A 21356-nucleotide genomic window follows, 5' to 3' on the forward strand; every position below is an offset into this window, starting at 1 on the left:
GTTGTATTTCAATGATATCTTCAGGGTTTCTTTGATTACGAGCCGTCTCAGGCGGTGAATTGAAGAAAACCATGTGTATTGGATCCTGTTTTGACCACCTCAATCACGCCTGCGTTTGGCTTTCAGTGTGGGATCAGCCTGCGTTGGGTCTTCGGGCCAGGGGTGTTTTGGATATTGCGCCCGCATATCCTTGCGAACATCCGCGTATGAGCCAGCCCAAAATCCGGGCAGATCGCGGGTGATCTGGATCGGCCTTTGGGCTGGGGACAGCAGGGTGATCTTCAGTGCCGTGCCTCCGACGACCGGGTGGCGAGATACGCCGAACAATTCCTGTAACCGGACCGAAATCTCGGGCACCGCTGCGCTATAGTCGATCGGAACCTTGCGCCCCAGCGGGGTTTCAAACGACCCCGGAGCACGCCGGTCCAGGTCTTGCGTCTGTGCCCAATCCAATCGGGCGCGCAAGGCGGGCAACAGGTCGAAGCGCTTCCAGTCCTCGGCGCTTTTGACACCCGAGAGCATCGGCAGCAACCAATCCTCCAATTCGGCCATCAGGCCCTCGGTCGAGAAATCGGGCAGGTCGGTCCCGTCCGCGCGCACCAGTTCGACCCGGGCCGCCAATCGGCCGGCAGCCCCGTCCAGTCGCAGCCCCAGATCGCGGACCCCGTCCAGCATCGCTCGCGCGACGTTTTCGTCCGGGACATCCTTCCAAATGCGATCATCCAGCGTGATCGCTCCGAACCGCTCCTGTCGTCGGGACATAACCCGGCGTTCGCGTTTCGACCACGTGCAACTGTCAGCCCAGGCGATTTGATTGGAAAACAAATCCCGGATCTCTTGTTCCGAGATCTGCGCGGCCATGCGTACTTTTGCTTCGCGTGGGTTCCCATCCGTATCAGTCACAACCAAATAGGGCGCACCCGCCAGCGTGTCGCCATTGTCCAGAACAACGCCCTTGCCACCCGACAGCACATAGCGTGGCGCTTCCCCCTTGCGCCGTTGTCCGACACGATCGGGATAAGCGAGGGCGGCCATGGCAGCCGGGCTCAGGTGCTCGGGCCCGTCCTTGGCCCGCGCCCGCAGCCGTTTGGTCTCGGTTTTGATTCGATCCACGGCACCGATATTCACCTGCCAGACGCGATTGCGTTGGAACGCCCGCACATCCCGCAGCGCTTCTTGTCGCAGCGCGATATCGACCGGGGCGCCGCGCAAGGGGTCACGTTCGGCCATGAGGGCTGCCAATGGCGCGGCCTGTGAGCCTGCGCGCACCAGCATATGACCAAGTCGGGGATGCAGAGGTAGCGCGGCCAGGGCTCGCCCGTGTTCAGTGATCCGCCCCTTTTCGTCCAGTGCGTCCAGCATCCTTAGCAAAGCCCGTGCCTCGGCCATGGCTCCGTCGGGCGGTGGTGTCAGAAAGGTCAGATCACTGGCATCCGCGCCCCACAGCGCCAGTTCCAACGCCAGTCCAGTCAGGTCTGCCGCCTCGATCTCGGCAGGCGGGTAGGCAGCCAGCGCGCCTTCTTCACCTTTTGACCACAGCCGATAGCATACGCCTTCGGCCACCCGGCCCGCGCGGCCTGCGCGTTGCGTCGCTTCGGCCCGCGTCACGCGTTCTGTGATCAACCGCGACATGCCTGAACCCGGATCAAACCGTGCCCGCCGTGCTTGCCCCATATCAACGACCACTCGGATATCGGGGATGGTCAGAGAGGTTTCGGCAATCGACGTTGCCAGCACCACTTTTCGCCCGGTCTTGGCAGGGGCAATCGCAGCGCGCTGGGCGGCAAAGGGCATTGCCCCAAAAAGCGGATGCACGGCGCATGCCTCGGGTAGCCGGGCTTTCAATGCGGCTTCAGCCCGACGGATTTCACCTTCACCGGGTAGGAACACCAATAGGCCGCCACCCGCGGCGCGCGTTTCACGCTCGGCCTGCACCACGAGATCAACCAGTGCATCCAGACGCCGCACCTGCGGCCCCAAGGGGCGATCCAGCCAGCGCGTCTCGACCGGAAAACTACGCCCCTGTGACGTGACCAGCGGTGCCTCCATCAACCGGCCAACTGGCTCAGCGTCCAGTGTGGCAGACATGGCCAGCAGTATCAGATCATCCCGCAACGCACCTGCAACCTCAAGGCACAGCGCCAGCCCCAGATCGGCGTTCAGAGAGCGTTCGTGGAATTCGTCGAAAATCACCGAGCTGATACCGGGCAGGTCAGGGTCGGATTGCAGCATCCGGGTCAGGATGCCTTCGGTCACTACTTCAATCCGTGTGTCCTTGGACACTTTCGCATCGCCGCGCACGCGATACCCAACCGTCTGGCCTGCGCGCTCACCCAGTGTCTCTGCCATCCGCTCTGCGGCAGCCCGTGCCGCCAGCCGCCGGGGCTCCAGCATGACGATCTTTGCGTCGCACAGACCCGCCTCGAGCATCGCCAGGGGGACCCGCGTGGTCTTGCCTGCTCCGGGCGGGGCCTGCAGCACCGCGCGCCCATGCGCGCGCAGGGCGTCCAGCAGTTCGGGAATGGCGTCTTCGATGGGTAGGCGTGTCGTCATCCGGCCCTTATCCGCCATCGCGCAGGTGGCGTCCAGTTCGCGCTATTTTCTCTGAACAACTGCGGCACCCTATATGGTCTGCGCTTCAACCCTCATAGCGCGCATGACAGAGCCAAGTGGTTCGTAGATTACCAGCACTGGAGAGCTGTTACCCCGGGACAGGTCGCTCGGTGCGTATCCTGCCAACCGTGTAAACTGGCCTCGACAGAACACACGCCCATCTGCCTCGCTACGTTGGGTTAGTGTGATTTGTGTCAGCCGTTCCCCATCAAAGATTCTTTGGCGCAGTCGGCATAACTCTGCAGGGCATTGATGTCGCAAAACCATGATAATCGCGGTCAGCGGATCGACCGCCCCGCGTTGCTGCCGGTCGGTCACGGCATAAGGGCCGCGATCACCGATCTTTGGGCCACTGGCGCGCGCAACACCGCCAGAGTAAACCAGCCGAGCGCGCGAAACTCGCTGACCTGTGTCCATGTCCTCGATGTAACGCTGAGGTAAGAAACGGTTACCGTTGCGACGCCCAGAGGCCACTATCACAAAGAGGATGCGTTTTAGCGTTCCGGCCAGCCCGGTTGTGGCTAACCGAGCTGACACGGCGTACTGTGAGGCGTCGTGTTCGAGCTGAGCGACATTTCCCCGACCTTGACCCCCAGCGCACGTCGCGAGAACTGGCTTTGGCCCGTCTCTGCCCGGGCTATGCCGGGCAGGCAGATCAAGATAAAGCACTGCACGAAATGACGCAGCCATTGCATTGATCGCATTTCCTGTCTCCTCCGGTCTGGACAAACGCCCCCGGACAAAGGCAACTATTCCTGCCTTAGAGATCGGGATGAGTATGCAGATAGACAGCCTAGGTGACAGGATTTTGAAGGGCGAGCGCCGGGCGCTGGCGCGCGCGATCACTCTGGTCGAAAGCAACCGCGCCGATCATCGCGCACAGGCCGGCGAGCTATTGGCGCAGCTTGCCGGATCGGGGCGTCAGGCGCTGCGGATCGGTCTGTCGGGCACGCCTGGCGTTGGCAAGTCCACCTTTATTGAAAGCTTCGGCATGATGCTGACGGGGCAGGGGCTGCGTGTGGCCGTATTGGCGGTCGATCCCAGCTCGGCCCGTTCGGGCGGCTCGATTCTGGGCGATAAAACCCGGATGGAACGTTTGAGTCGTGAAAAAAACGCTTTCATCCGGCCATCCCCCAGCCAGAGCCATCTTGGTGGCGTTGCCCGTCGCACCCGAGAGGCCATCGCCCTGTGTGAAGCAGCGGACTATGACGTGGTGCTGATCGAAACTGTCGGTGTGGGGCAGTCCGAAACGGTTGTCTCCGAACTGTCGGACCTTTTCCTGCTGCTGTTGGCCCCAGCGGGCGGGGATGAATTGCAGGGGGTGAAACGCGGTATTATGGAGATGGCCGACATCATCCTGATCAATAAGGCCGATGGCGACCTGAAGGCCACCGCCACACGCACCTGCGCGGATTATGCGGGCGCTTTGCGACTGCTGCGCAAACGCCCACAGGACCCGGAAGGCTTCCCCAAGGCCATGACAGCATCAGCGGTTGAAGAGCACGGGCTGGAGCAGGCATGGGATGAGATGCAAACCCTGACCCAATGGCGCCGCGACCATGGTATATGGGAGGCCAACCGCGCGGCGCAGGCGCGCTATTGGTTCGACCAAGAAGTTCGCCATGCTCTTCTTGCGCGCCTCGATACACCGCAGGCCAAAGCTGAGATGGAGCGCCTGAACACCGAAGTCTCTGCTGGACATTTGAACCCGGCCAAGGCGGCGGAAGAACTGCTCAGCGCGCTGACCTGAAGGGTTGGACGCGGGCAAGGATCCTGCACGCCGCGCAAAATGAAAGATTTAGCGCAGCCCGTCTTGACCCTCCCTGTGATTCCCACTACACGCATCCAACCAGTTTTCGGGCGCGACTTCGGGTTGTGCCCCTTGTGATTTGGCCGAGGGCTTTGTGCCCGGCCTCCAGAAACAAAGGAAGAAACCATGTCGCGCCGTTGCGAACTGACCGGAAAAGGCCCGATGACTGGCAACAATGTCAGCCATGCCAAAAACAGAACTCGTCGTCGTTTTCTGCCAAACCTGAACGACGTTACCCTGCAGTCCGAGACTCTGGGACGCGGTGTTAAGCTGCGCATCTCGGCCGCTGCTCTGCGTTCGGTTGATCACCGTGGTGGTCTGGACGCGTTCTTGGCCAAAGCCAAAGACGAAGAACTGTCGGCAAACGCTCTGAAAGTGAAAAAGGAAATCGCCAAGGCACAAGCCACGGCCTAAGCCTTTTTACTTATGGATTTCAAGGCCCTGCACCTTTTGGTGCGGGGTTTTTTTATTGTGGGTGCCTAGTGGCAATCGGCATTGTTCTCAAATTCGAAATTATTTTCCCCGATTGGTGAATTGCTTCACATACAGAGATTCGAATCTGACCTAACGTCACAATCACTCATTAGGCGGGGGCCAAATTATGACGTTAAAAAGTTTCTACCTTATCCTGTTTCTGACCGCGGTTTTTCGCAAGGCAATTTCAGCTTGTTCGCGGATGCAGCGCAGGGTGAACCGGTCCCATACCAGCTTCAATACAAGCAAGGTGAAAAGACCGGGAATAGATTACTGAGATCAGCTTCAAGCGCGACCCTTTGGCGCTTGAAGCTATTCTGCTGACTGACCTATACCCGGGTCAGGATGAGACCTGCCATTGTAAGACTTTTACCTGTTGTCCTATCTCTGCTCTTGGTTCTGACGGGGCAGGGCCTTGCCATGTCGCGGGGTATGGACAAGGCCGTGGGGCAGATGGTGCTGTGCACCGGCACTGGCCCTGTTGTTGTCTATATGGACGAAAGCGGTCAACCCACCGCGCCGCCGCATTACTGCCCGGACTACGCACTATCATTGCTGGGTGCGATTGCCGTCGCCCATCCTGCTCTGCCCGCAGCTCCGGAACAGGCGCAGCCTGCACCGTTGAGGCATCTGGGTCACCAGATCACCCTGCCAGCATCGGGCGCTCCGGCGCGTGCGCCGCCTGAACTGGTTTGAGAACCAATCCTTTTCAAACCATATACACAGGAGAGGCACGATGTCCCTCAAAACTACTTTGCTTGCAACTTTGGCCACCGTGTCCATGGCTATCCCCGCTTTTGCCGAAGGCACCATCACAGTTGATGATGCCTATGCCCGGTCGTTGGGCAAGTCCGCCAAAGCCGGTGCGGCGTTCATGATGATCCAGAATCAGGGCGATACAGACGACCGTCTTGTTGGCGTGGCGTCTGAAGCCGCCGCCCGGGTCGAGCTGCACACACACAAGGTCGATGACAACGGCGTTGCCAAGATGGTGCATGTCGAAGAAGGCTTTGCCATTCCGGCGGGTGCGACCCACATGCTGAAGCGGGGTGGCGACCACGTGATGTTCATGGGGCTGACCGCTCCGTTTGAACAGGACGCCACGGTTCCGGTAACGCTGATCTTTGAAAAGGCGGGTGAGGTTGAGATCGAAATCCCCGTTGATCTGGAGCGTCAAGACAAGGGCGGCCACGGATCACATTCCAACTAGGGCAACGCCTGTCTTCGGGCCGCGCTGCGGCTGTCATCCATGCATCAGGCCGGGTATTGCCCGGCCTGATGGCGTTTATCAGGTGTAGACCTATTTGTTGATGGTCTTCATACCGACACGGTCGCCCGCCTGACGGAAACGGGATGCCAGCCAGAACATGACCGCTGAAATGGCCAGCGCTGAAAATGCGATGCCCCATCCCAAAGCCACAAGCGCGACGGCTGGCCAGATCATCAAAACAAGCCCGACGACAAGGGCAACGAACCCTGAGACACGCATGGAGCCGCGCTGCGGGTCTCTCTCGTGCATCTGCCCGGCGGCTGCCAGCGAACCGATTCCGATGATCAGCGCCCATGCGCCCAACAGGAAAAAGGCCAGTTTGACCGTACCTTCCGGCCAGATCAGCAGGATCAGGCCGATCACAAGCGCCCCGATTGCGGCGCCGCCCAATACGCCGCGTCGCCCGACACCCAAAAGCGTCAGGCCGCCGTCAAGGACCAGCAGAACGCCGACCAACCGCAGCAGCAATGCGATACTACCCGAGGGCCAGAACAGGGCCGCAATGCCGACAAGCCCCGCCAGAATTCCACGCAGCAGAAAAGTCCACCACAGGTCGGAAAGTTGCGCCCCCAACATGTCGCGCCCGGCCATACTGCTGTCTTCCATAATTTCACCGCTTTGGGAATCTTGTTCCGTCATGGCCCTTCCTCCAGTCGTTTCGGAGATAGTTTACACAGATTAAGCAAGCGTTGTCTGCATCTTAAGAGCGTCGCGCAAGTAGCTGGTCGACCCATCGTGGAACTGTCTGAGTGGCCTTGCCGACAACGCGCTCGTCGAACCCGGATGCGCCCAGCGTTGGTTCCAGATTGATCTCAACCGTTCGCGCGCCCGCCTCCCGTGCTTCGTGAACAAAAGCCGCTGCGGGATAGACCTGACCTGATGTTCCAATAGAAGCAAAGAGCGATGCACTGGCCAAGTGGTCATAAATCTCGTCCATGTAGTAAGGCATTTCGCCGAACCAGACCACATCGGGCCGGGCGGTGGGCTGCGCACAGGCAGGGCAGGGTTCCCCAACCGCCATCTCAGGCGGCGCGGTCCAGCGATGACCGCAGGCCGAGCATAAAGCACCGGCCAGTGTTCCGTGCATGTGAATGACGCCCCGCGCGCCGCCCGCTTCATGCAAGCTGTCCACGTTCTGGGTAACGATCATCACCTCACCGGGCCAGTCCTGTTGCAGCCGGGCCAGCGCCTTGTGGGCGGCATTGGGGTGTACACCAGCAGCCTGAACGCGGCGGGCATTGTAAAACCCTTGTACCAAGGCCGGGTTGCGGGCAAAGCCTTCGGGCGTGGCGACATCCTCGATCCGGTGCTGCGCCCACAATCCGCCCTCGTCGCGAAAAGTGCTCAGCCCACTCTCGGCGGAAATTCCGGCTCCGGTCAGAATGACGATCTTTTCCATTTCTCCTCCGCGCGGTACAGCTTGTTCATGTCACACCGTATCCTCTTTGTCTGCCTGGGCAATATCTGCCGTTCGCCCGCGGCCGAGGGCGCTTTTCGCGCCCGTGCACCGCACCACGCAACCGATAGTGCCGGAACCATGGGCTGGCATGCAGGCAACCAGCCTTATGGCCCCATGCAGGCCGCCGCAAAAGCCAGGGGCATCGACCTCAGCGACCTGCGCGCCCGGCAATTCACCGCTGCTGATTTCGAAATGTTCGATCTGATCCTGGGTATGGACGCCAACAATATCGCGGATATCGAGGGACTACGCCCCGCTGGCAACGACACACCTGTGCGCCTGCTGACGGACTTTGCCACTGACACCCAAGCCGATTGCGTGCCCGACCCTTACTACACGCGGGATTTCGATGGCGCGCTGGATCTGATCGAAACGGCAGTCGACGGTCTGGCCGCCCATTTGGAGCGTTAGCCGCCGATCACCTTCAATTGCCCGCTCAGCCATGGCAGTTTGGTCAGGGCTGGTTCAATGATCTGGTTCTGCATCAGCCGGCGGGTCATGCCCGCGACTTCCCGAGGCACCTGATCCGACCAGTCGGTGCGCGCCAGCAATGAAATCGTGCGCGAGAAATCCCCGAACGGGGCAGGGTATGCCTCTAGCCCGTCATGAAACCGCGTCGCACGCATGAAGCCCAGCGGCGTTGTGATCGCCCAGCCTAGGCCCCGCGCAACCATGGCCATCAATGCCAGATGCGATCCGATCTCGAACCGCTCTTCGAACTCCTGCGCCCCGCGCGCCATATGCGCCTCGATCTGTCGGCTGATCAGTTGTTCGCGTGCATAGCGCAGAAACGGCAGCCCCTCCTGCACAGCCTCAACCCCGCCCGAGCCTTTCGGGGCCACCAGAATGAACGGATCACGGACCAGCGGGTACTCGACCACACCCTCCAGCACCTCGCCACTATGGGCAGTGACAGCCATGTGCAGCCGCTGCTCGGCCAGGGCTTCGAACAGATCGAGGCTGGACAGGGTGATCAGCTTGAATTTGGACCGTGACAGGCTGTCAGTCAGCAGGGTGGCCAGACGGGGGGTCAGGTCATTGTCGAAATCGTCGATCAATCCGATGGACAGCGTGGTCAGGTGGCCCAGTTCCATGACCGACAGCTCGCTTTGCGCCATCTGCAATTCGGCCAGCACCGCCTCGGCCCGCGCCAGAAAGCTGCGCCCGGCCTGCGTCAGTCGCATCGGTCGACGCCCGTGATCGACCAGTTCGGTGCCCAGGGCCTTTTCCAGATTACGCAACTGCTGGCTGACCGACGGCTGGCTGAGCCCGGTGATCTCGGCCGCCTGCGCCACCGATCCCGTCCGCGCCAGCGCCTCGAACACCTCGAGACCTCGCAGGGTCAGCCCTTTCATCACCATGCGCTCCACCTTTCGCTGCGTCCTTACTGAGGCGCAGTGGGCATCAGGTCAAGGATTGTGAACGGGTTAGTTACAGATCGCCTGCGCCATCTGGCCGAAGTTCTGATAACGATCCCACAGCGCATCGTCACGCGCGGTCTGCGACATCTTCAACTCTTGCGCCTGATGGGGGTCGGAGAACCACTTGGCAACGGTCTTCTGATCGCTGCGGGTCAACGCCTGATCCGCCACGCGCTGGATGCAAGTACACCGATCCCGCGTCGCCGCCGACCGGTCCGACGCCAGACACGCCCGTTTGATCTGCGCCGCGTCTGCAACCGGCGCCACCGCCGTCAGAGACGTGGCGCAAAACGCGATTAGGAGAAACTGTTTCATACTCGAGCCTCGTTTTTGCCTGCCCGGACGGGTCTGATGCCCCTCTCGGTCTGTGCGGCAGTATGAATCAAACGGGAATTCGGATCAACGGACAAGATACTGTTGATCAAGAATGTTGCCTCTTTTCTTTTCAGTGTCAGCCTCGCGGTTTCAACGGCATATGAAACCTGATCGACCAGGCCGCGAAAGAACAGATCATCCGGGTTCTGGCGGCTGGTGGATGGTGCCAGCAGCAGACTCTCGGAAATTGCTCCGTTGGCGTTAATGGCGTTATGTGTCTCAAGCAGCAGATGATGGTAAGTTGCACTGTTCTCCTTGCACATTGTTGCAATGCCCGCATCAACAAGGCTGATAGCTGGAACAAACACTTCGTTCTCTGCGCAAAGGATTTCAGCCAAAGGGTGTGTGACCAGCATTCTGTGTTGCTGGGACACTTTCAAAGGTGCGAAATTCGATAGCGTTCCCTCGGGAATTTCGACCAATCTGAAACGACCGGCTGTGATGACAGCCTGTTCACCTGTCCAGATGACGGGTAGATAGCCATTGTCACGGGTCCAGATTTCATCACGCGGCTTCAACATTTCGATGGGCCGGTATCCGGACTTGGTTTCGATCAGTGTCCCGCGACAGTAACAAATGGGGCTGACATATGCGTTTGATGCGAAGCTGGGACCTTCCTGTGTGCTGACGACCGTCAGAGGTACTCCGGCCGACGGAAACTGTCCGGGTCCCCCGATGAATGCGATGCCCTCAACGGTTCCATATGCCGGTGATGAGTTGTTCACGTTGAACGCAACCGCCTGCCATGTGGTTGTTCCATCAGTCAGCGTAATACCATATTCGGCTTCAACACGCGTGCCGCTGGAGAAAAGCGTGCCATCGATTGTCTGATCGCCGTTTAACCGCTGATTACCATCATTGTCGGAAAAGTTGGTGTCCGATCCAGCATCCGTGATGAAAACTTCAGTCGCAGCGCGTGAATTAATGGTAATCGTCTCACCTATAAGATGTATCCCCGTGCCCTGATTGATCCCGTCCAGACCCTGCGCCACAGAGACGGACAATTGACCTTCACCCAACACAAAGATCGAATAATCGGCCAATTCTACCCTGCTTTCTGTTATTGAAACGGCCTGATGACGCCAACATCTTAACTATTTTCCAATTTTGGGTAAATACCGCGGAAAAGAAAGGCGCTGGCGAGACCTTTTTTGCAACGCTTCAACGCTTGACGAGGCCCCAAACTCCGGACATATCCCCATTCCATGACAGACCTCGCTCATATCCGCAATTTCTCCATCGTCGCGCATATCGACCATGGCAAATCCACCCTTGCTGACCGGCTCATCCAAGAGACCGGAACGGTCAAGGATCGCGACATGAAGGAACAGCTGCTCGACAGCATGGATATCGAGCGCGAGCGCGGCATTACCATCAAGGCCAACACGGTCCGCATCGACTATACCGCCGACAATGGCGAGAAATACGTGCTGAACCTGATCGACACCCCCGGACACGTGGATTTCGCCTATGAGGTCAGCCGCTCCATGCGCGCGGTTGAGGGCTCTCTGCTGGTCGTGGACTCGACCCAAGGGGTCGAGGCGCAAACGCTGGCCAATGTCTATCAGGCCATCGACGCCGATCATGAGATCGTGCCGGTGCTGAACAAGATCGACCTGCCTGCCTCTGACTGTGACCGCGTGGCCGAACAGATTGAGGATGTGATCGGCATCGACGCGACCGACGCCATTCAGGTCTCCGCAAAGACGGGGCAGGGCATCCACGAAACGCTGGAATCTATTGTCACCCATCTGCCCGCACCGAAGGGCAATCTGGATGCGCCGCTCAAGGCGATGTTGGTGGATTCGTGGTACGACGCCTATCTCGGTGTCATTGTTCTGGTCCGCATCATGGACGGTACGCTGAAAAAGGGCATGCGGGTCAAGTTCATGTCGAACAACACCCTGCACCATGTCGACCGCGTCGGCGTTTTCCGGCCTGAGATGGAGATGGTCGACAGCCTCGGCCCCGGTGAGATCGGCTTCCTGACAGCCTCAATCAAACAGGTCCGCGACACCCGTGTGGGCGACACGATCACCAATGACCGCAACGGGGCCGAAGTGGCGCTGGACGGTTTCAAACCCGCACAGCCGGTGGTGTTCTGTGGTCTGTTCCCCGTGGACTCCGCCGAATTCGAAGACCTGCGCGACGCGATCGACAAGCTGGCGCTGAACGACGCCAGCTTTAGCTTTGAAATGGAAACCTCTGCCGCGCTGGGCTTTGGCTTCCGCTGCGGTTTCCTTGGCCTGCTGCACCTTGAGGTCATCCGCGACCGCATCGAACGCGAATATGATATCGAGCTCATCACCACCGCGCCGTCGGTGATCTATCACGTCTACATGAAAGACGGCGAAATGATCGAGCTGCACAACCCCGCCGACATGCCCGATCCGTCCAAGGTCGACCATATCGAGGAACCGCGCATCAAGGCGACCATTCTGGTGCCCGACGAATTCCTCGGCGACGTGCTGAAACTGTGTCAGGACCGCCGCGGCATCCAGATGGACCTGACCTATGCGGGCAGCCGCGCCATGGTCGTCTATGACCTGCCGCTGAACGAGGTCGTCTTTGACTTCTACGACCGCCTTAAATCGGTGACCAAGGGCTATGCCTCGTTTGATTATCAGATGACCGGCTATACCGAGGACAACCTGGTCAAGATGTCGGTGCTGGTGAATGACGAGCCCGTCGATGCGCTGTCGACCATGGTTCACCGCGACCGGGCCGAGATGCGGGGCCGGGCGATGTGCGAAAAGCTCAAGGACCTGATCCCGCGCCACATGTTCAAAATCCCGATCCAGGCCGCCATCGGAGGCAAGGTCATCGCGCGCGAGACCCTCTCGGCGCTGCGCAAGGACGTAACCGCCAAATGCTACGGCGGCGACGCCACGCGGAAACGCAAACTGCTGGACAAGCAGAAGGCGGGTAAAAAGAAGATGCGCCAGTTCGGGAAGGTCGATATTCCTCAAGAAGCATTCATCTCTGCGTTGAAAATGGATAGTTGATGCTGTACGTCTTCCGCATAGTCATCGAAGTGATTTATGCGGAAGAATAATGGAATAGACGGTTCGTACGGAATTCTTAACACTGTACTTCACCCACACCCTCCGGGGGCGTATCAGAAGTTGTTTGCAATAGCTGGGAACGACACTCGAGGCGTCAGATTTCATGGTGATCGGTTTGCCACATTGTCCCCGATTTCAGAGGTGCGCAATGGAGTGTTCACCGGGAAATTAGCAACGTGGACGGAAATTGATCCCACTTCAAATTTGATCGAGAAAAAATCTTTAAAAGAAAGCCTGCTTTCAGAATCTGATGTCTCTTTACCAGAAGGGGTAGGGTTCAATTCGCGAGTGTTTTCATTCGCTTTTCGAGAAAAAGACCATCGGCTTTTTGTTGAGTTAAAGAACGATGAAAACCAAACTATTTCAGTTGGCCGTGCCCGACTGGCCTTTTTGCGGGTGCTGGAGGCGTGCAAACCTAGCGACGTTGACGAACTTGATGTTCATATCGCAACACAGGCAAATGCCGTCGATCATGTTTTATCGATTTCCAAGATTCGAAAGGTGGAAATTCTTCTGGACTTGCCAAATCCGGACGTACTTAGTGACAAGAAGAAGGCTATCTTGGATGGGATCGAAGCTATCCACGCTAAAAGGTTAAAAACCGAGATTACGAAGGCTGCCGGGGAAGATTGCATCGTCTTAAATGATGATTACATGGCGATGGCTGAACTGGCTAAAGACAACGGATACGTCTATGCCAAGGGGCGAAATGATGACGGTGATCCGTTAGAAAGAAACACAAAGAAGTATCCCTTGGAAGTCGATACAGTGCTGGCACAGGATGAGTCGAGGGCGCTGGCTACCAGAAGAATCGCTGAAAGCCACGAAGCGGAATAGAGCGTTGGGTAAGGGATGAGTGCATTTCAAACGTATTGGCGCTCATACGGGGGGTGGAAAACGTTAGTTCTCTCACCCTACCTCTTGCTATCAGGAATATTTTGGGGTTTCTGCACTCCAATTTGGCGTGACAGATTTGACGACCAAAAGAATATTTTTGAATGGGTGGAATGGAGCTTTTCAATTCTCCCAAGCATGGTTTCTTTTTCGTTGGGGGGGGGCTGGCAATATTCTTAGCATTCTCCAATAAGTCTTTCCTGAAAATCATTCGCCAAGGCGGAGATGAGCAATCATATCTTATGGCTGTAACAGCAGCTTTCTTCCATTTTATCTTGATTCAGTTCGTAGCATTGGCGTTTACTTTTTTGACTGTATCTTTTCCAGTGGTATGGGTTTCGGGAATTTCGTTCTGGGTTTTTCTTTATGCAATGTCATGCGGAATAGCTGCCGCTGCTGCACTAATGGATGTTGCTGAAATTCTTAACGCAATTGGAAAGATCGATGACTGAGTTTTGTTACCCGCCCGTTCGGCCCTGAAACGGCCCACTGAACCGTTTTCAAGACGGGCCTCACCCATCTGTGACCAACCTCACAGCCCCGACCGCCCCCACCTGCTACACTTGACCAAACGGCAACCTCGGCAGGAGGCGCAGATGTCAACATCCATGATCCCCCTCATCGCCCTCGGGTCGGCGGGTCTCTATTCCGTTGCCATGATCTCGATGAAGTTCTGGTGGAAACTCCCCGGTGTTGGCCTGACCCTTCTGATCGTCGCCACATTGCTGGCCGCCGCAACACTGGAACTCGCCGCGCTGCGCAACGAACGGTTGGGCATCATCTATACCGGCATTCTGGGGGCCGAGGTGGTGCTGATCGCCATTGCCTCGTATTTCCTGTTCGGCGAGAACTTTTCGTATCGCGAGGGGATCGGCATCGCGCTGGTCATTGTTGGGACAGCTCTGGCCTGGGCCTGAGTTCCAAGTCTAAGCCTCCGCTTAATCAATCATGAAGTTTCCCTCAGGTAAGTTGCAACCCGTGTGCGCCCTCCCAATCTGTTTTGCAGACGAAAAGGAGAGAGCCCATGACCAGATACATGACTGCCGGAGCAGCCGCTTTGGCCACGACCCTCAGCCTTGGAACGGCCGCTCTGGCCGAAACTACGCCCGATCTGCGTGGCACATGGTTGGGGAGCTACACGACCGTCCAGCCCAGCCATTACTACAAGGGCGACGAACCCCGGTTCAATCAGGCCGAATGGATGCTCGACGTCCAGATGCAGGAAGACAATGTCTTCTGGGGGCCCAGCAAGTGGCGTCGTGATGGCGATACCGAATGGAATGAATACGAGGCCACCGGAACCATCAGCCTAGATGGCTCGGGGTCTATCGGCATCGTTGAAACCTCACCGCTGGTGATCGGGGCCAACGCGCTGATCGATGCCCGGTATGAAGACGGCAAGATCTATGCCGATTTCCGTAGCCTGCGGAACGGAACGACCTACAGCACCGTTCTGGAACGTCAGGTGAACTGAAGCGGTTCCGGCCCGGTCCGGGCGGTAAGAGGTATGGACCGTCGCCCGACTGCTGATGCGGCGGAATGGTAGGTTAGCCGATCGGGTCGGACCGTTTCTCAACATTGGAACCATCGTCTCCTCCAGGGAGGGAGGTGGGCCGGGTGGCACGCTTACCGCCCGCGACAGGATCCAGACCGCCTCGGGTTGGAATGCGGCGTTCCTCGGCCCGGGTCATCTGATCTCGCGGACCTTCAGCGCGGCTTCGCGTGTGGTGACGTATGTGCCATCCGGCCTCGGTTCCATCCGCACGGTTCCGCGGCGCTGGTGTGAAATAGATGCAGCAGATCGGTGAGTCGCACGGGCTTTACGATTCGAAAAATCCAGGTCTGAAGGCCGCATAAACCCAGAGATTCTCGCTCAATTGGCCGTGCGAAGGCATTTGCACGTGCAGCATTGGTTGAAAAATGAGTGGTTGCCTCGCGTTTGAACAAGCCCCCGATCAACCCTGCGCGATGCCGCGCTTTCTCGGATTATCCACAGAAGTGTCCCGGCGGATATCAACACTTTATCCCCGTCAATTTTTCATGCTGCAGTGCTATTTTCTTGTCGGACGCGGGCCGGAGTGTAACAGTTCTGTCACTGCCTAGGGTCTTCGGAACCGAAGGTGGGACGCAAAGGTCCAGAGGTTTGGAGGGATCGAGGGGGTCTTGGTATTTTCTCAGAACTTCAAAGACTTACCGTTGGGATCAGCCGAAATCGAGCGTAATGTTCGGTCAGGGTGATCGTCCTCTTAGAAAGCCGATGCGTGCTGCAATAACCTTTCGGGGTTAAAGCGGCGGCTGCAGCCCCTGAGGGGGTCGTAGCACAAGGATCGGGGTGCCCCTTGGGGTGCATCGACCCGGTAAGGCGTCAGGTGTATCCGCAAGGATACATGCAAAGACCGCGTCTGCGCACCTGACGCCTTTTCCATTGTCGGCTCACGGTTTCATACAGGCTACCACTCACCCCTGCTGAACGGGATCGGGGCTCTTTTGCGCGTGCAAAAGGGCCCCGAATTGGCGATTGACAGGGAAGCTCCGAGACCGCTTGGTCGAAGGTCGCTGAACGATTGCGCAGACGCAACCGCCAGACATTTGATTTGCTTGGATGCCTGTGGTGCACACAAAGAGCAGTGCTTACAGGTTTTCCTGCACGTCTGTTGCAGCGCCCTGAATGGCGTCTCCGGCCTTTTCAATGTCTTTGCCTGCGCCTTTTGCGGTCTCACAAGCGGAGATGGCAAACAGGCTCAGGCCAATCAAAATTACGCGGATCATGTTCGTCTCCTTGGTGCTCGATGATGTCTCGGTAACACCTTTCTGTTTGCGAAACCAGTACTTAGGAGGCGTCAGTGCAGAACAGCTCGTAGACAACTTCAAGCATCCGCTGCGGGCGGTCATCGGCCAAACGATAAAAGATGGCCTTCCCTTCACGACGTGGAACAACCAGCCCTTCTAACCTTAGGCGCGACAACTGCTGTGATACTGCGGCTTGCCGGGCGGACAACAGCTGTTCCAGTTCAGTTACAGATTTTTCACCTGACACCAGGTGACACAAGATCATAAGGCGACCTTCATGGCTGATTGCCTTGAGAAAATTGGACGCGCGCGTCGCATTCTCGACCATGCGGTCCATATCTGCTGGGGATATGTCCTGAGGCAGCTGGGGAAGTGCCATCGATAACTTTCCTTGCGAACCCGTTCAGCGGGCGTGTTTTTGTTCTGTCACGCGTGAGTGGCGCAACCCATTCCTTACATGTTTTGGTCATTTTGTTCCATATGAATAAATCAAAATACTGTGATGAGTGTAAGGGAACCCAAGTGGGCTTTTCCCCTGTTCACCAAAACGGTCGGAGCCGAATGGCCGATTGACCCTCGCTCGTAAACCCAAGGATCAGGGCAATTGTATCCGGGACTGACGCACCCCACAATCCTGCGGCGTTCTCACTTGCACCCCCTTGCAGCCCCCCCGAGCCGACACTAAGACTCGGGTAATACTTGTTGGGATAGTGTCCCGATCCGAAGCAAAGCAGGCAGGTTCCTAATGTTCGATCCAGTAGATACATATATGAATACGCTTGTCCCAATGGTCGTCGAGCAGACCAGCCGGGGCGAACGCGCTTACGATATTTTTTCGCGTCTGCTGAAAGAGCGGATCATCTTCATCAACGGCCCGATTCACGATGGCATGAGTCATCTGGTGGTCGCGCAGCTGTTGCACCTTGAGGCTGAGAACCCGAACAAGGAAATCTCAATTTACATCAACTCGCCCGGTGGTGTGGTGACGAGCGGATTGTCGATTTACGACACAATGCAGTACATCAAGCCGAAATGTTCCACATTGGTGATCGGTCAAGCGGCCTCGATGGGGTCGGTTTTGCTGGCCGGTGGCGCGAAGGGAATGCGGTTCTCGCTGCCCAACAGCCGGATCATGGTCCACCAGCCCAGCGGCGGGTATCAGGGCCAAGCCAGTGATATCATGATTCACGCAGCCGAGACGCAAAAGCTGAAGGATCGCCTGTATGACATTTACGTGCGTCATACCGGACAGACCAAAAAGGCGGTTGAAAAGGCGCTGGACCGTGACAATTTCATGAGCCCGGAAGAGGCGAAAGATTGGGGTCACATCGACGAAATCGTCGAAAACCGCGCAAAAATGGATGCGGAAGAAGCCTGAGTCCAACACTCCGCGCCACCGGCGCGGGGGTCATTTTGAGATTGTAGCCGCCAGAGCGCTGGCCTAAGCTGCACAAACAGGCGTAAGCGCATCCTTTCCGGGGTGCAGAGACGAAGCCCGAAAGGTAGATCATGGCGACGAATTCAGGCGGCGACGGGAAAAACACGCTCTACTGCAGTTTCTGCGGGAAAAGCCAGCATGAGGTGCGAAAACTGATCGCAGGCCCGACCGTGTTCATCTGTGATGAATGTGTCGAACTGTGCATGGACATCATCCGCGAAGAGACCAAAGCAAGTGGGCTGAAGTCGTCTGACGGTGTTCCGACGCCTAAGGATATTTGCGAGGTTCTGGACGATTACGTGATTGGTCAGGCCACAGCCAAGCGGGTTCTGTCGGTGGCGGTTCACAACCACTACAAACGTCTGAACCATGCTCAGAAAGCCGGCAGCGATATTGAACTGGCGAAGTCGAACATACTGCTGATCGGTCCGACCGGTTGCGGTAAGACTTTGTTGGCCCAGACTTTGGCCCGCATTTTGGACGTACCATTCACCATGGCCGACGCAACCACGCTGACCGAAGCCGGCTATGTGGGCGAAGATGTCGAGAACATCATCCTCAAGCTGCTTCAGGCCAGTGAGTATAACGTCGAACGCGCGCAGCGCGGCATCGTCTATATTGACGAAGTCGACAAGATCACCCGTAAGTCCGAGAACCCTTCGATCACGCGCGACGTGTCGGGCGAGGGCGTGCAGCAAGCCTTGCTGAAACTGATGGAAGGCACAGTGGCCAGCGTTCCGCCGCAGGGCGGGCGCAAGCATCCACAGCAGGAGTTCCTGCAGGTGGATACCACTAATATCCTGTTCATCTGCGGCGGTGCCTTTGCCGGTCTGGATAAGATCATCGCGCAGCGTGGCAAGGGCTCGGCCATGGGTTTTGGCGCCGATGTACGCGAAAATGACGATCGTGGCGTCGGCGAGATTTTTAAGGATCTGGAACCAGAAGATCTGCTGAAATTCGGCCTGATTCCAGAGTTCGTGGGACGTTTGCCGGTTCTGGCAACGCTGGAGGATTTGGACGAAGATGCTCTGGTCACCATTCTGACAAAGCCCAAGAACGCCTTGGTCAAGCAGTATCAGCGCCTGTTCGAGTTGGAAGATGTCGAACTGGACTTCACGGATGATGCGTTGAAAGCGATTTCCAAGAAGGCGATTGAGCGTAAAACCGGCGCACGGGGCCTGCGGTCGATCTTGGAAGACATTCTGCTGGATACCATGTTCGAACTGCCGGGCATGAAGAATATCAGCGAAGTTGTGGTGAACGAAGAGGCGGTAATATCCGAGTCGCAGCCTCTGTTCATCTATGCGGACGCGGCCCCGGAATCAGCATCGGCTGGATAAGAAGTCCGGCTGTGTTTGCTGCTTGAGACAAGATGGTAGGGGGCGCTGCCCCCACCGTATTTCGAGCAATTCCCCCGGTTTCTTTGAACAGATGAACGCAGGGACCTTTTTTCGGTACGGCGGTCTGCGGATTTCGAGCAACAAAGTGGAAGCAGCATGACGATTCAGCGCATCTCATCCGGTGGTGAATTCGAAGCGAAAGTGGGTTACTGCCGCGCAGTATCCGCTGGTGGTTGGGTTCATGTGGCTGGCACAGTTGGGCAGGGCGAAGATATTGTCGCGCAATGCCGTTCCGCGTTGAGCAACATTGAAGCCGCTCTGCAAAAGGCCGGAGCAGGTTTTCAAAATGTTGTGCGCGTGACGTATATGCTGCCGGATCGCACGGAATTTGAGCCTTGCTGGCCGATCCTGGCCGAGACCTTCGGCGCAAATCCTCCGGCTGCGACGATGATTGAATGTGGCCTGATCGATCCGAAATACAGGATCGAGATTGAAGTGACCGCGTTTCTGCCGGAGTGACGCAGGTATCCCCTGTGGCACTGGACCTTGGCGAGCCTTTGGTCCATACCTTTTCTCGACCGAAATGCCGGAGGCACCCGATGGGAATCCTGAACAGTCTTTTGCGAGCCGTGACCTGGTGGAACGGGTCAACTTTGAACACGCAGATCTACACGTCGCGTAAAGGCGTCAAAGTGGGCGAAGACAATGAAGGCAATGTGTTTTATCGCACGGCGGATGACAGCAGGCGCTGGGTGATCTTCAACGGCGAGGCCGAAGCCAGCCGAGTTGATCCGGAATGGCACGGCTGGTTGCACCGCACTTGGGATGAGCCTCCGACAGACAAGCCTTTGCCGCATAAATCCTGGGAAAAGCCACATCAGGAGAACCTGACCGGAACCGCACTGGCTTATTCGCCAGCAGGATCGTTGCGTCGGGCCGAACCGGTCGAGCGCAAGGATTATGAGGCCTGGAGCCCGGAATAAGCGAGGCGAAGATGTCGAGCCATAATTGGACCGAAATTGTTGTCGGTGGCGTCGTGTTGGCCGGTGCGTTGGCATTTGGCGTTTACGCCAGCCAATCGACGGGTCTGTCACAGGGGGCGGCCGGATATGAACTTGGCGCGTCCTTCAGGTCGCTGGAAGGGGTCGGTGTCGGGACGGATGTCCGGCTTGCGGGCGTCAAGATTGGAACCGTGACAGGCGTTACGTTGAACCCTGATACTTATCGTGCAGACACGACCTTCACCATTGCCGACGGCATTCTCGTGCCGGATGACAGTGCCATCGTGATCTCATCCGAGGGGTTGCTGGGGGGCAACTTTGTCGAGGTCATGCCGGGCGGGTCGCCGTTCTTTTTCGAGCCCGGAGGCGAAATCGAAGATACACAAGGTGCGGTCAGCCTGATCTCACTTTTGGTCAAGTTTGTGGCCGGAGATGGCAGCGAATGATACGTGCTGCTTTGATTGCCCTGCTGTTGGCAACGACAGGCGCTGCCGCGCAACAAAAGGTTCAATCTGGCCCGGGGGCCATGCTGCGCGGGCTGGACAAGGTCAATGGGCAGACCGTCGATGTTGAAATGCAAAACGGTCAGACCGAATCTATTTTTGGCTTGGATGTTGCGTTGGGAGATTGCCGTTTTCCGGTGGACAACCCGACGGGTGACGCATTTGCTTACCTGACCATCTGGGAAACCGGGAAGGCTGATCAACTGTTCGACGGCTGGATGATTGCGACGTCCCCGGCATTGAACGCACTGGATCATGCACGCTACGACGTTTGGGTGATCCGCTGTATTACCCCCGCAGCAGACTGACGGATCGGCGCCGTGAATTCGGCGCTGCGGTTCAGAGCCTCTTCCAGTTCCTTTTTGTAAGCATTGCGCGGGATTTCGATGGCGCCCAGAGACGCCAGATGCGCGGTCAGAAACTGCGTGTCAAACAGATGAAACCCGGTCTGTCGCAAGCGGTCCACAAGATAGGCAAGGGCGATTTTCGACGCATCGGTTTGGCGTGAAAACATGCTTTCTCCGAAAAATGCTGCCCCCAAGGTCACGCCATAGACACCGCCTACAAGTGCAGTGCCGTCCCAGACTTCAAGAGAATGGGCATACCCTGTCTGGTGCAATTGGCGATAGAGGCCGTGCAGTTCGGCGTTGATCCAGGTGTCGGACCGGTCGGCGCAGCCATCCACGACCCCAGAAAAGTCCTGATTGATCGTGATTTCCAACCCGCTATTGCGGATGCGGCGAGAAAGGCTGCGGGAAATGTGGAACCCATCCAATGGGAAAACGCCGCGCAACTTTGGATCGACCCAGAACAGCTCGGGATCATCGCGATGTTCGGCCATCGGAAAAACGCCGATGGAGTACCCGTGCAGCAGAAGTTCGGCGGATAAGCTCATTTTGGGTA

Annotated in this window: 27 protein-coding genes; 16 read left to right on the forward strand and 11 right to left on the reverse strand. The window is 57.5% G+C overall.

Annotated features, from left to right (window positions below):
* Positions 1-99: 99 nt before the first annotated feature.
* The 3 genes from hrpB to AC2FLD_RS03450 all read right to left on the reverse strand — a co-directional run bounded on the left by hrpB (position 100) and on the right by AC2FLD_RS03450 (position 3317).
* Complete coding sequence (gene hrpB, locus AC2FLD_RS03440) at positions 100-2553, reverse strand: ATP-dependent helicase HrpB (protein WP_496667471.1); 2454 nt, start codon at positions 2551-2553, stop codon at positions 100-102.
* 69 nt (positions 2554-2622) lie between these two features.
* Positions 2623-3150: a DUF3108 domain-containing protein gene (locus tag AC2FLD_RS03445; protein WP_496667470.1), complete on the reverse strand. Its 528-nt coding sequence runs from the start codon at positions 3148-3150 to the stop codon at positions 2623-2625.
* Positions 3135-3317, reverse strand: a complete 183-nt coding sequence (locus tag AC2FLD_RS03450; protein WP_496667469.1) for a hypothetical protein — start codon at positions 3315-3317, stop codon at positions 3135-3137. Before AC2FLD_RS03450 ends, AC2FLD_RS03445 begins: the two co-directional genes overlap by 16 nt.
* A gap of 74 nt (positions 3318-3391) precedes the next feature.
* On the opposite strand from AC2FLD_RS03450, the gene meaB reads away from it, so the two are divergent.
* The 4 genes from meaB (at position 3392) to AC2FLD_RS03470 (ending at position 6107) form a co-directional block, all read left to right on the forward strand.
* A complete protein-coding gene (meaB, locus tag AC2FLD_RS03455) occupies positions 3392-4363 on the forward strand; it encodes a methylmalonyl Co-A mutase-associated GTPase MeaB (RefSeq protein ID WP_496667673.1) in 972 nt (323 codons plus the stop codon).
* Positions 4364-4549: 186 nt separating this feature from the next.
* A complete protein-coding gene (gene rpmB, locus AC2FLD_RS03460; protein ID WP_050603240.1) occupies positions 4550-4837 on the forward strand; it encodes a 50S ribosomal protein L28 in 288 nt (95 codons plus the stop codon).
* 480 nt (positions 4838-5317) lie between these two features.
* Positions 5318-5593, forward strand: a complete 276-nt coding sequence (locus AC2FLD_RS03465; protein ID WP_496667468.1) for a hypothetical protein — start codon at positions 5318-5320, stop codon at positions 5591-5593.
* 40 nt (positions 5594-5633) lie between these two features.
* Positions 5634-6107: a copper chaperone PCu(A)C gene (locus AC2FLD_RS03470; RefSeq protein ID WP_496667467.1), complete on the forward strand. Its 474-nt coding sequence runs from the start codon at positions 5634-5636 to the stop codon at positions 6105-6107.
* 90 nt (positions 6108-6197) lie between these two features.
* Here AC2FLD_RS03470 and AC2FLD_RS03475 read toward each other — a convergent pair whose 3' ends face one another.
* Entirely contained in the window at positions 6198-6806 is a 609-nt protein-coding gene (locus AC2FLD_RS03475) for an HdeD family acid-resistance protein (protein WP_496667466.1), read from the reverse strand.
* Positions 6807-6867: 61 nt separating this feature from the next.
* On the reverse strand, positions 6868-7566 hold the full coding sequence (locus AC2FLD_RS03480) for an NAD-dependent deacylase (RefSeq protein ID WP_496667464.1): 699 nt from the start codon (positions 7564-7566) through the stop codon (positions 6868-6870).
* 27 nt (positions 7567-7593) lie between these two features.
* Between AC2FLD_RS03480 and AC2FLD_RS03485 the strand changes: the two genes are divergently transcribed.
* The gene (locus AC2FLD_RS03485; RefSeq protein ID WP_496667462.1) at positions 7594-8037 is read left to right on the forward strand and encodes a low molecular weight protein-tyrosine-phosphatase; all 444 of its coding nucleotides are present in this window, start codon (positions 7594-7596) and stop codon (positions 8035-8037) included.
* Here the strand turns inward: AC2FLD_RS03485 and AC2FLD_RS03490 are convergent.
* The 3 genes from AC2FLD_RS03490 to AC2FLD_RS03500 all read right to left on the reverse strand — a co-directional run bounded on the left by AC2FLD_RS03490 (position 8034) and on the right by AC2FLD_RS03500 (position 10465).
* Positions 8034-8987, reverse strand: coding sequence for a LysR family transcriptional regulator (locus tag AC2FLD_RS03490; protein WP_050603245.1), 954 nt, complete (start codon positions 8985-8987; stop codon positions 8034-8036). The genes AC2FLD_RS03485 and AC2FLD_RS03490 overlap by 4 nt on opposite strands.
* A 66-nt stretch (positions 8988-9053) precedes the next feature.
* A complete protein-coding gene (locus AC2FLD_RS03495) occupies positions 9054-9362 on the reverse strand; it encodes a hypothetical protein (protein WP_496667461.1) in 309 nt (102 codons plus the stop codon).
* Positions 9359-10465, reverse strand: coding sequence for a Hint domain-containing protein (locus tag AC2FLD_RS03500; protein ID WP_496667459.1), 1107 nt, complete (start codon positions 10463-10465; stop codon positions 9359-9361). Before AC2FLD_RS03500 ends, AC2FLD_RS03495 begins: the two co-directional genes overlap by 4 nt.
* Positions 10466-10627: 162 nt before the next feature.
* Here AC2FLD_RS03500 and lepA point away from each other — a divergent pair, with 162 nt between their 5' ends.
* From lepA to AC2FLD_RS03525, 5 genes are all read left to right on the forward strand, one after another.
* Positions 10628-12427, forward strand: a complete 1800-nt coding sequence (lepA, locus tag AC2FLD_RS03505; RefSeq protein WP_496667458.1) for a translation elongation factor 4 — start codon at positions 10628-10630, stop codon at positions 12425-12427.
* Positions 12428-12463: 36 nt separating this feature from the next.
* Positions 12464-13324 carry a DUF4747 family protein gene (locus tag AC2FLD_RS03510; protein ID WP_496667457.1) on the forward strand — a complete coding sequence of 287 codons (861 nt, stop codon included), beginning with the start codon at positions 12464-12466 and terminating at the stop codon, positions 13322-13324.
* Positions 13325-13485: 161 nt separating this feature from the next.
* Positions 13486-13833 carry a hypothetical protein gene (locus AC2FLD_RS03515; protein ID WP_496667456.1) on the forward strand — a complete coding sequence of 116 codons (348 nt, stop codon included), beginning with the start codon at positions 13486-13488 and terminating at the stop codon, positions 13831-13833.
* 144 nt (positions 13834-13977) lie between these two features.
* A complete protein-coding gene (locus tag AC2FLD_RS03520) occupies positions 13978-14298 on the forward strand; it encodes a hypothetical protein (RefSeq protein WP_050603250.1) in 321 nt (106 codons plus the stop codon).
* Between the two features lie 107 nt (positions 14299-14405).
* Positions 14406-14855 (forward strand): hypothetical protein, encoded by a 450-nt coding sequence (locus AC2FLD_RS03525; protein WP_496667454.1) that lies wholly within the window; start codon positions 14406-14408, stop codon positions 14853-14855.
* A 1157-nt stretch (positions 14856-16012) separates the two neighbouring features.
* On the opposite strand, the gene AC2FLD_RS03530 is transcribed toward AC2FLD_RS03525, so the two are convergent.
* Together AC2FLD_RS03530 and AC2FLD_RS03535 are read right to left on the reverse strand one after the other, a co-directional pair.
* Entirely contained in the window at positions 16013-16150 is a 138-nt protein-coding gene (locus AC2FLD_RS03530; RefSeq protein WP_083445217.1) for an entericidin A/B family lipoprotein, read from the reverse strand.
* Between the two features lie 61 nt (positions 16151-16211).
* Positions 16212-16550 carry an ArsR/SmtB family transcription factor gene (locus tag AC2FLD_RS03535; protein ID WP_496667452.1) on the reverse strand — a complete coding sequence of 113 codons (339 nt, stop codon included), beginning with the start codon at positions 16548-16550 and terminating at the stop codon, positions 16212-16214.
* 366 nt (positions 16551-16916) lie between these two features.
* On the opposite strand from AC2FLD_RS03535, the gene AC2FLD_RS03540 reads away from it, so the two are divergent.
* From AC2FLD_RS03540 to AC2FLD_RS03565, 6 genes are all read left to right on the forward strand, one after another.
* Positions 16917-17549, forward strand: a complete 633-nt coding sequence (locus AC2FLD_RS03540) for an ATP-dependent Clp protease proteolytic subunit (RefSeq protein ID WP_050603253.1) — start codon at positions 16917-16919, stop codon at positions 17547-17549.
* A 131-nt stretch (positions 17550-17680) separates the two neighbouring features.
* Complete coding sequence (clpX, locus tag AC2FLD_RS03545) at positions 17681-18949, forward strand: ATP-dependent Clp protease ATP-binding subunit ClpX (RefSeq protein ID WP_050603254.1); 1269 nt, start codon at positions 17681-17683, stop codon at positions 18947-18949.
* Between the two features lie 156 nt (positions 18950-19105).
* Positions 19106-19468: a RidA family protein gene (locus AC2FLD_RS03550; RefSeq protein WP_496667451.1), complete on the forward strand. Its 363-nt coding sequence runs from the start codon at positions 19106-19108 to the stop codon at positions 19466-19468.
* Positions 19469-19548: 80 nt separating this feature from the next.
* Complete coding sequence (locus tag AC2FLD_RS03555) at positions 19549-19932, forward strand: NADH:ubiquinone oxidoreductase subunit NDUFA12 (RefSeq protein ID WP_050603256.1); 384 nt, start codon at positions 19549-19551, stop codon at positions 19930-19932.
* An 11-nt stretch (positions 19933-19943) separates the two neighbouring features.
* Complete coding sequence (gene mlaD, locus AC2FLD_RS03560) at positions 19944-20396, forward strand: outer membrane lipid asymmetry maintenance protein MlaD (RefSeq protein ID WP_496667449.1); 453 nt, start codon at positions 19944-19946, stop codon at positions 20394-20396.
* Positions 20393-20761: a DUF2155 domain-containing protein gene (locus AC2FLD_RS03565; protein ID WP_496667448.1), complete on the forward strand. Its 369-nt coding sequence runs from the start codon at positions 20393-20395 to the stop codon at positions 20759-20761. The genes mlaD and AC2FLD_RS03565 overlap by 4 nt, the downstream gene beginning before the upstream one ends.
* Here AC2FLD_RS03565 and aat read toward each other — a convergent pair.
* The gene (gene aat, locus AC2FLD_RS03570) at positions 20716-21348 is read right to left on the reverse strand and encodes a leucyl/phenylalanyl-tRNA--protein transferase (protein ID WP_496667447.1); all 633 of its coding nucleotides are present in this window, start codon (positions 21346-21348) and stop codon (positions 20716-20718) included. The two genes, AC2FLD_RS03565 and aat, sit on opposite strands and share 46 nt — an antisense overlap.
* Positions 21349-21356: the final 8 nt, after the last annotated feature.

This window comes from Ruegeria sp. CDSA021 (assembly GCF_059612325.1).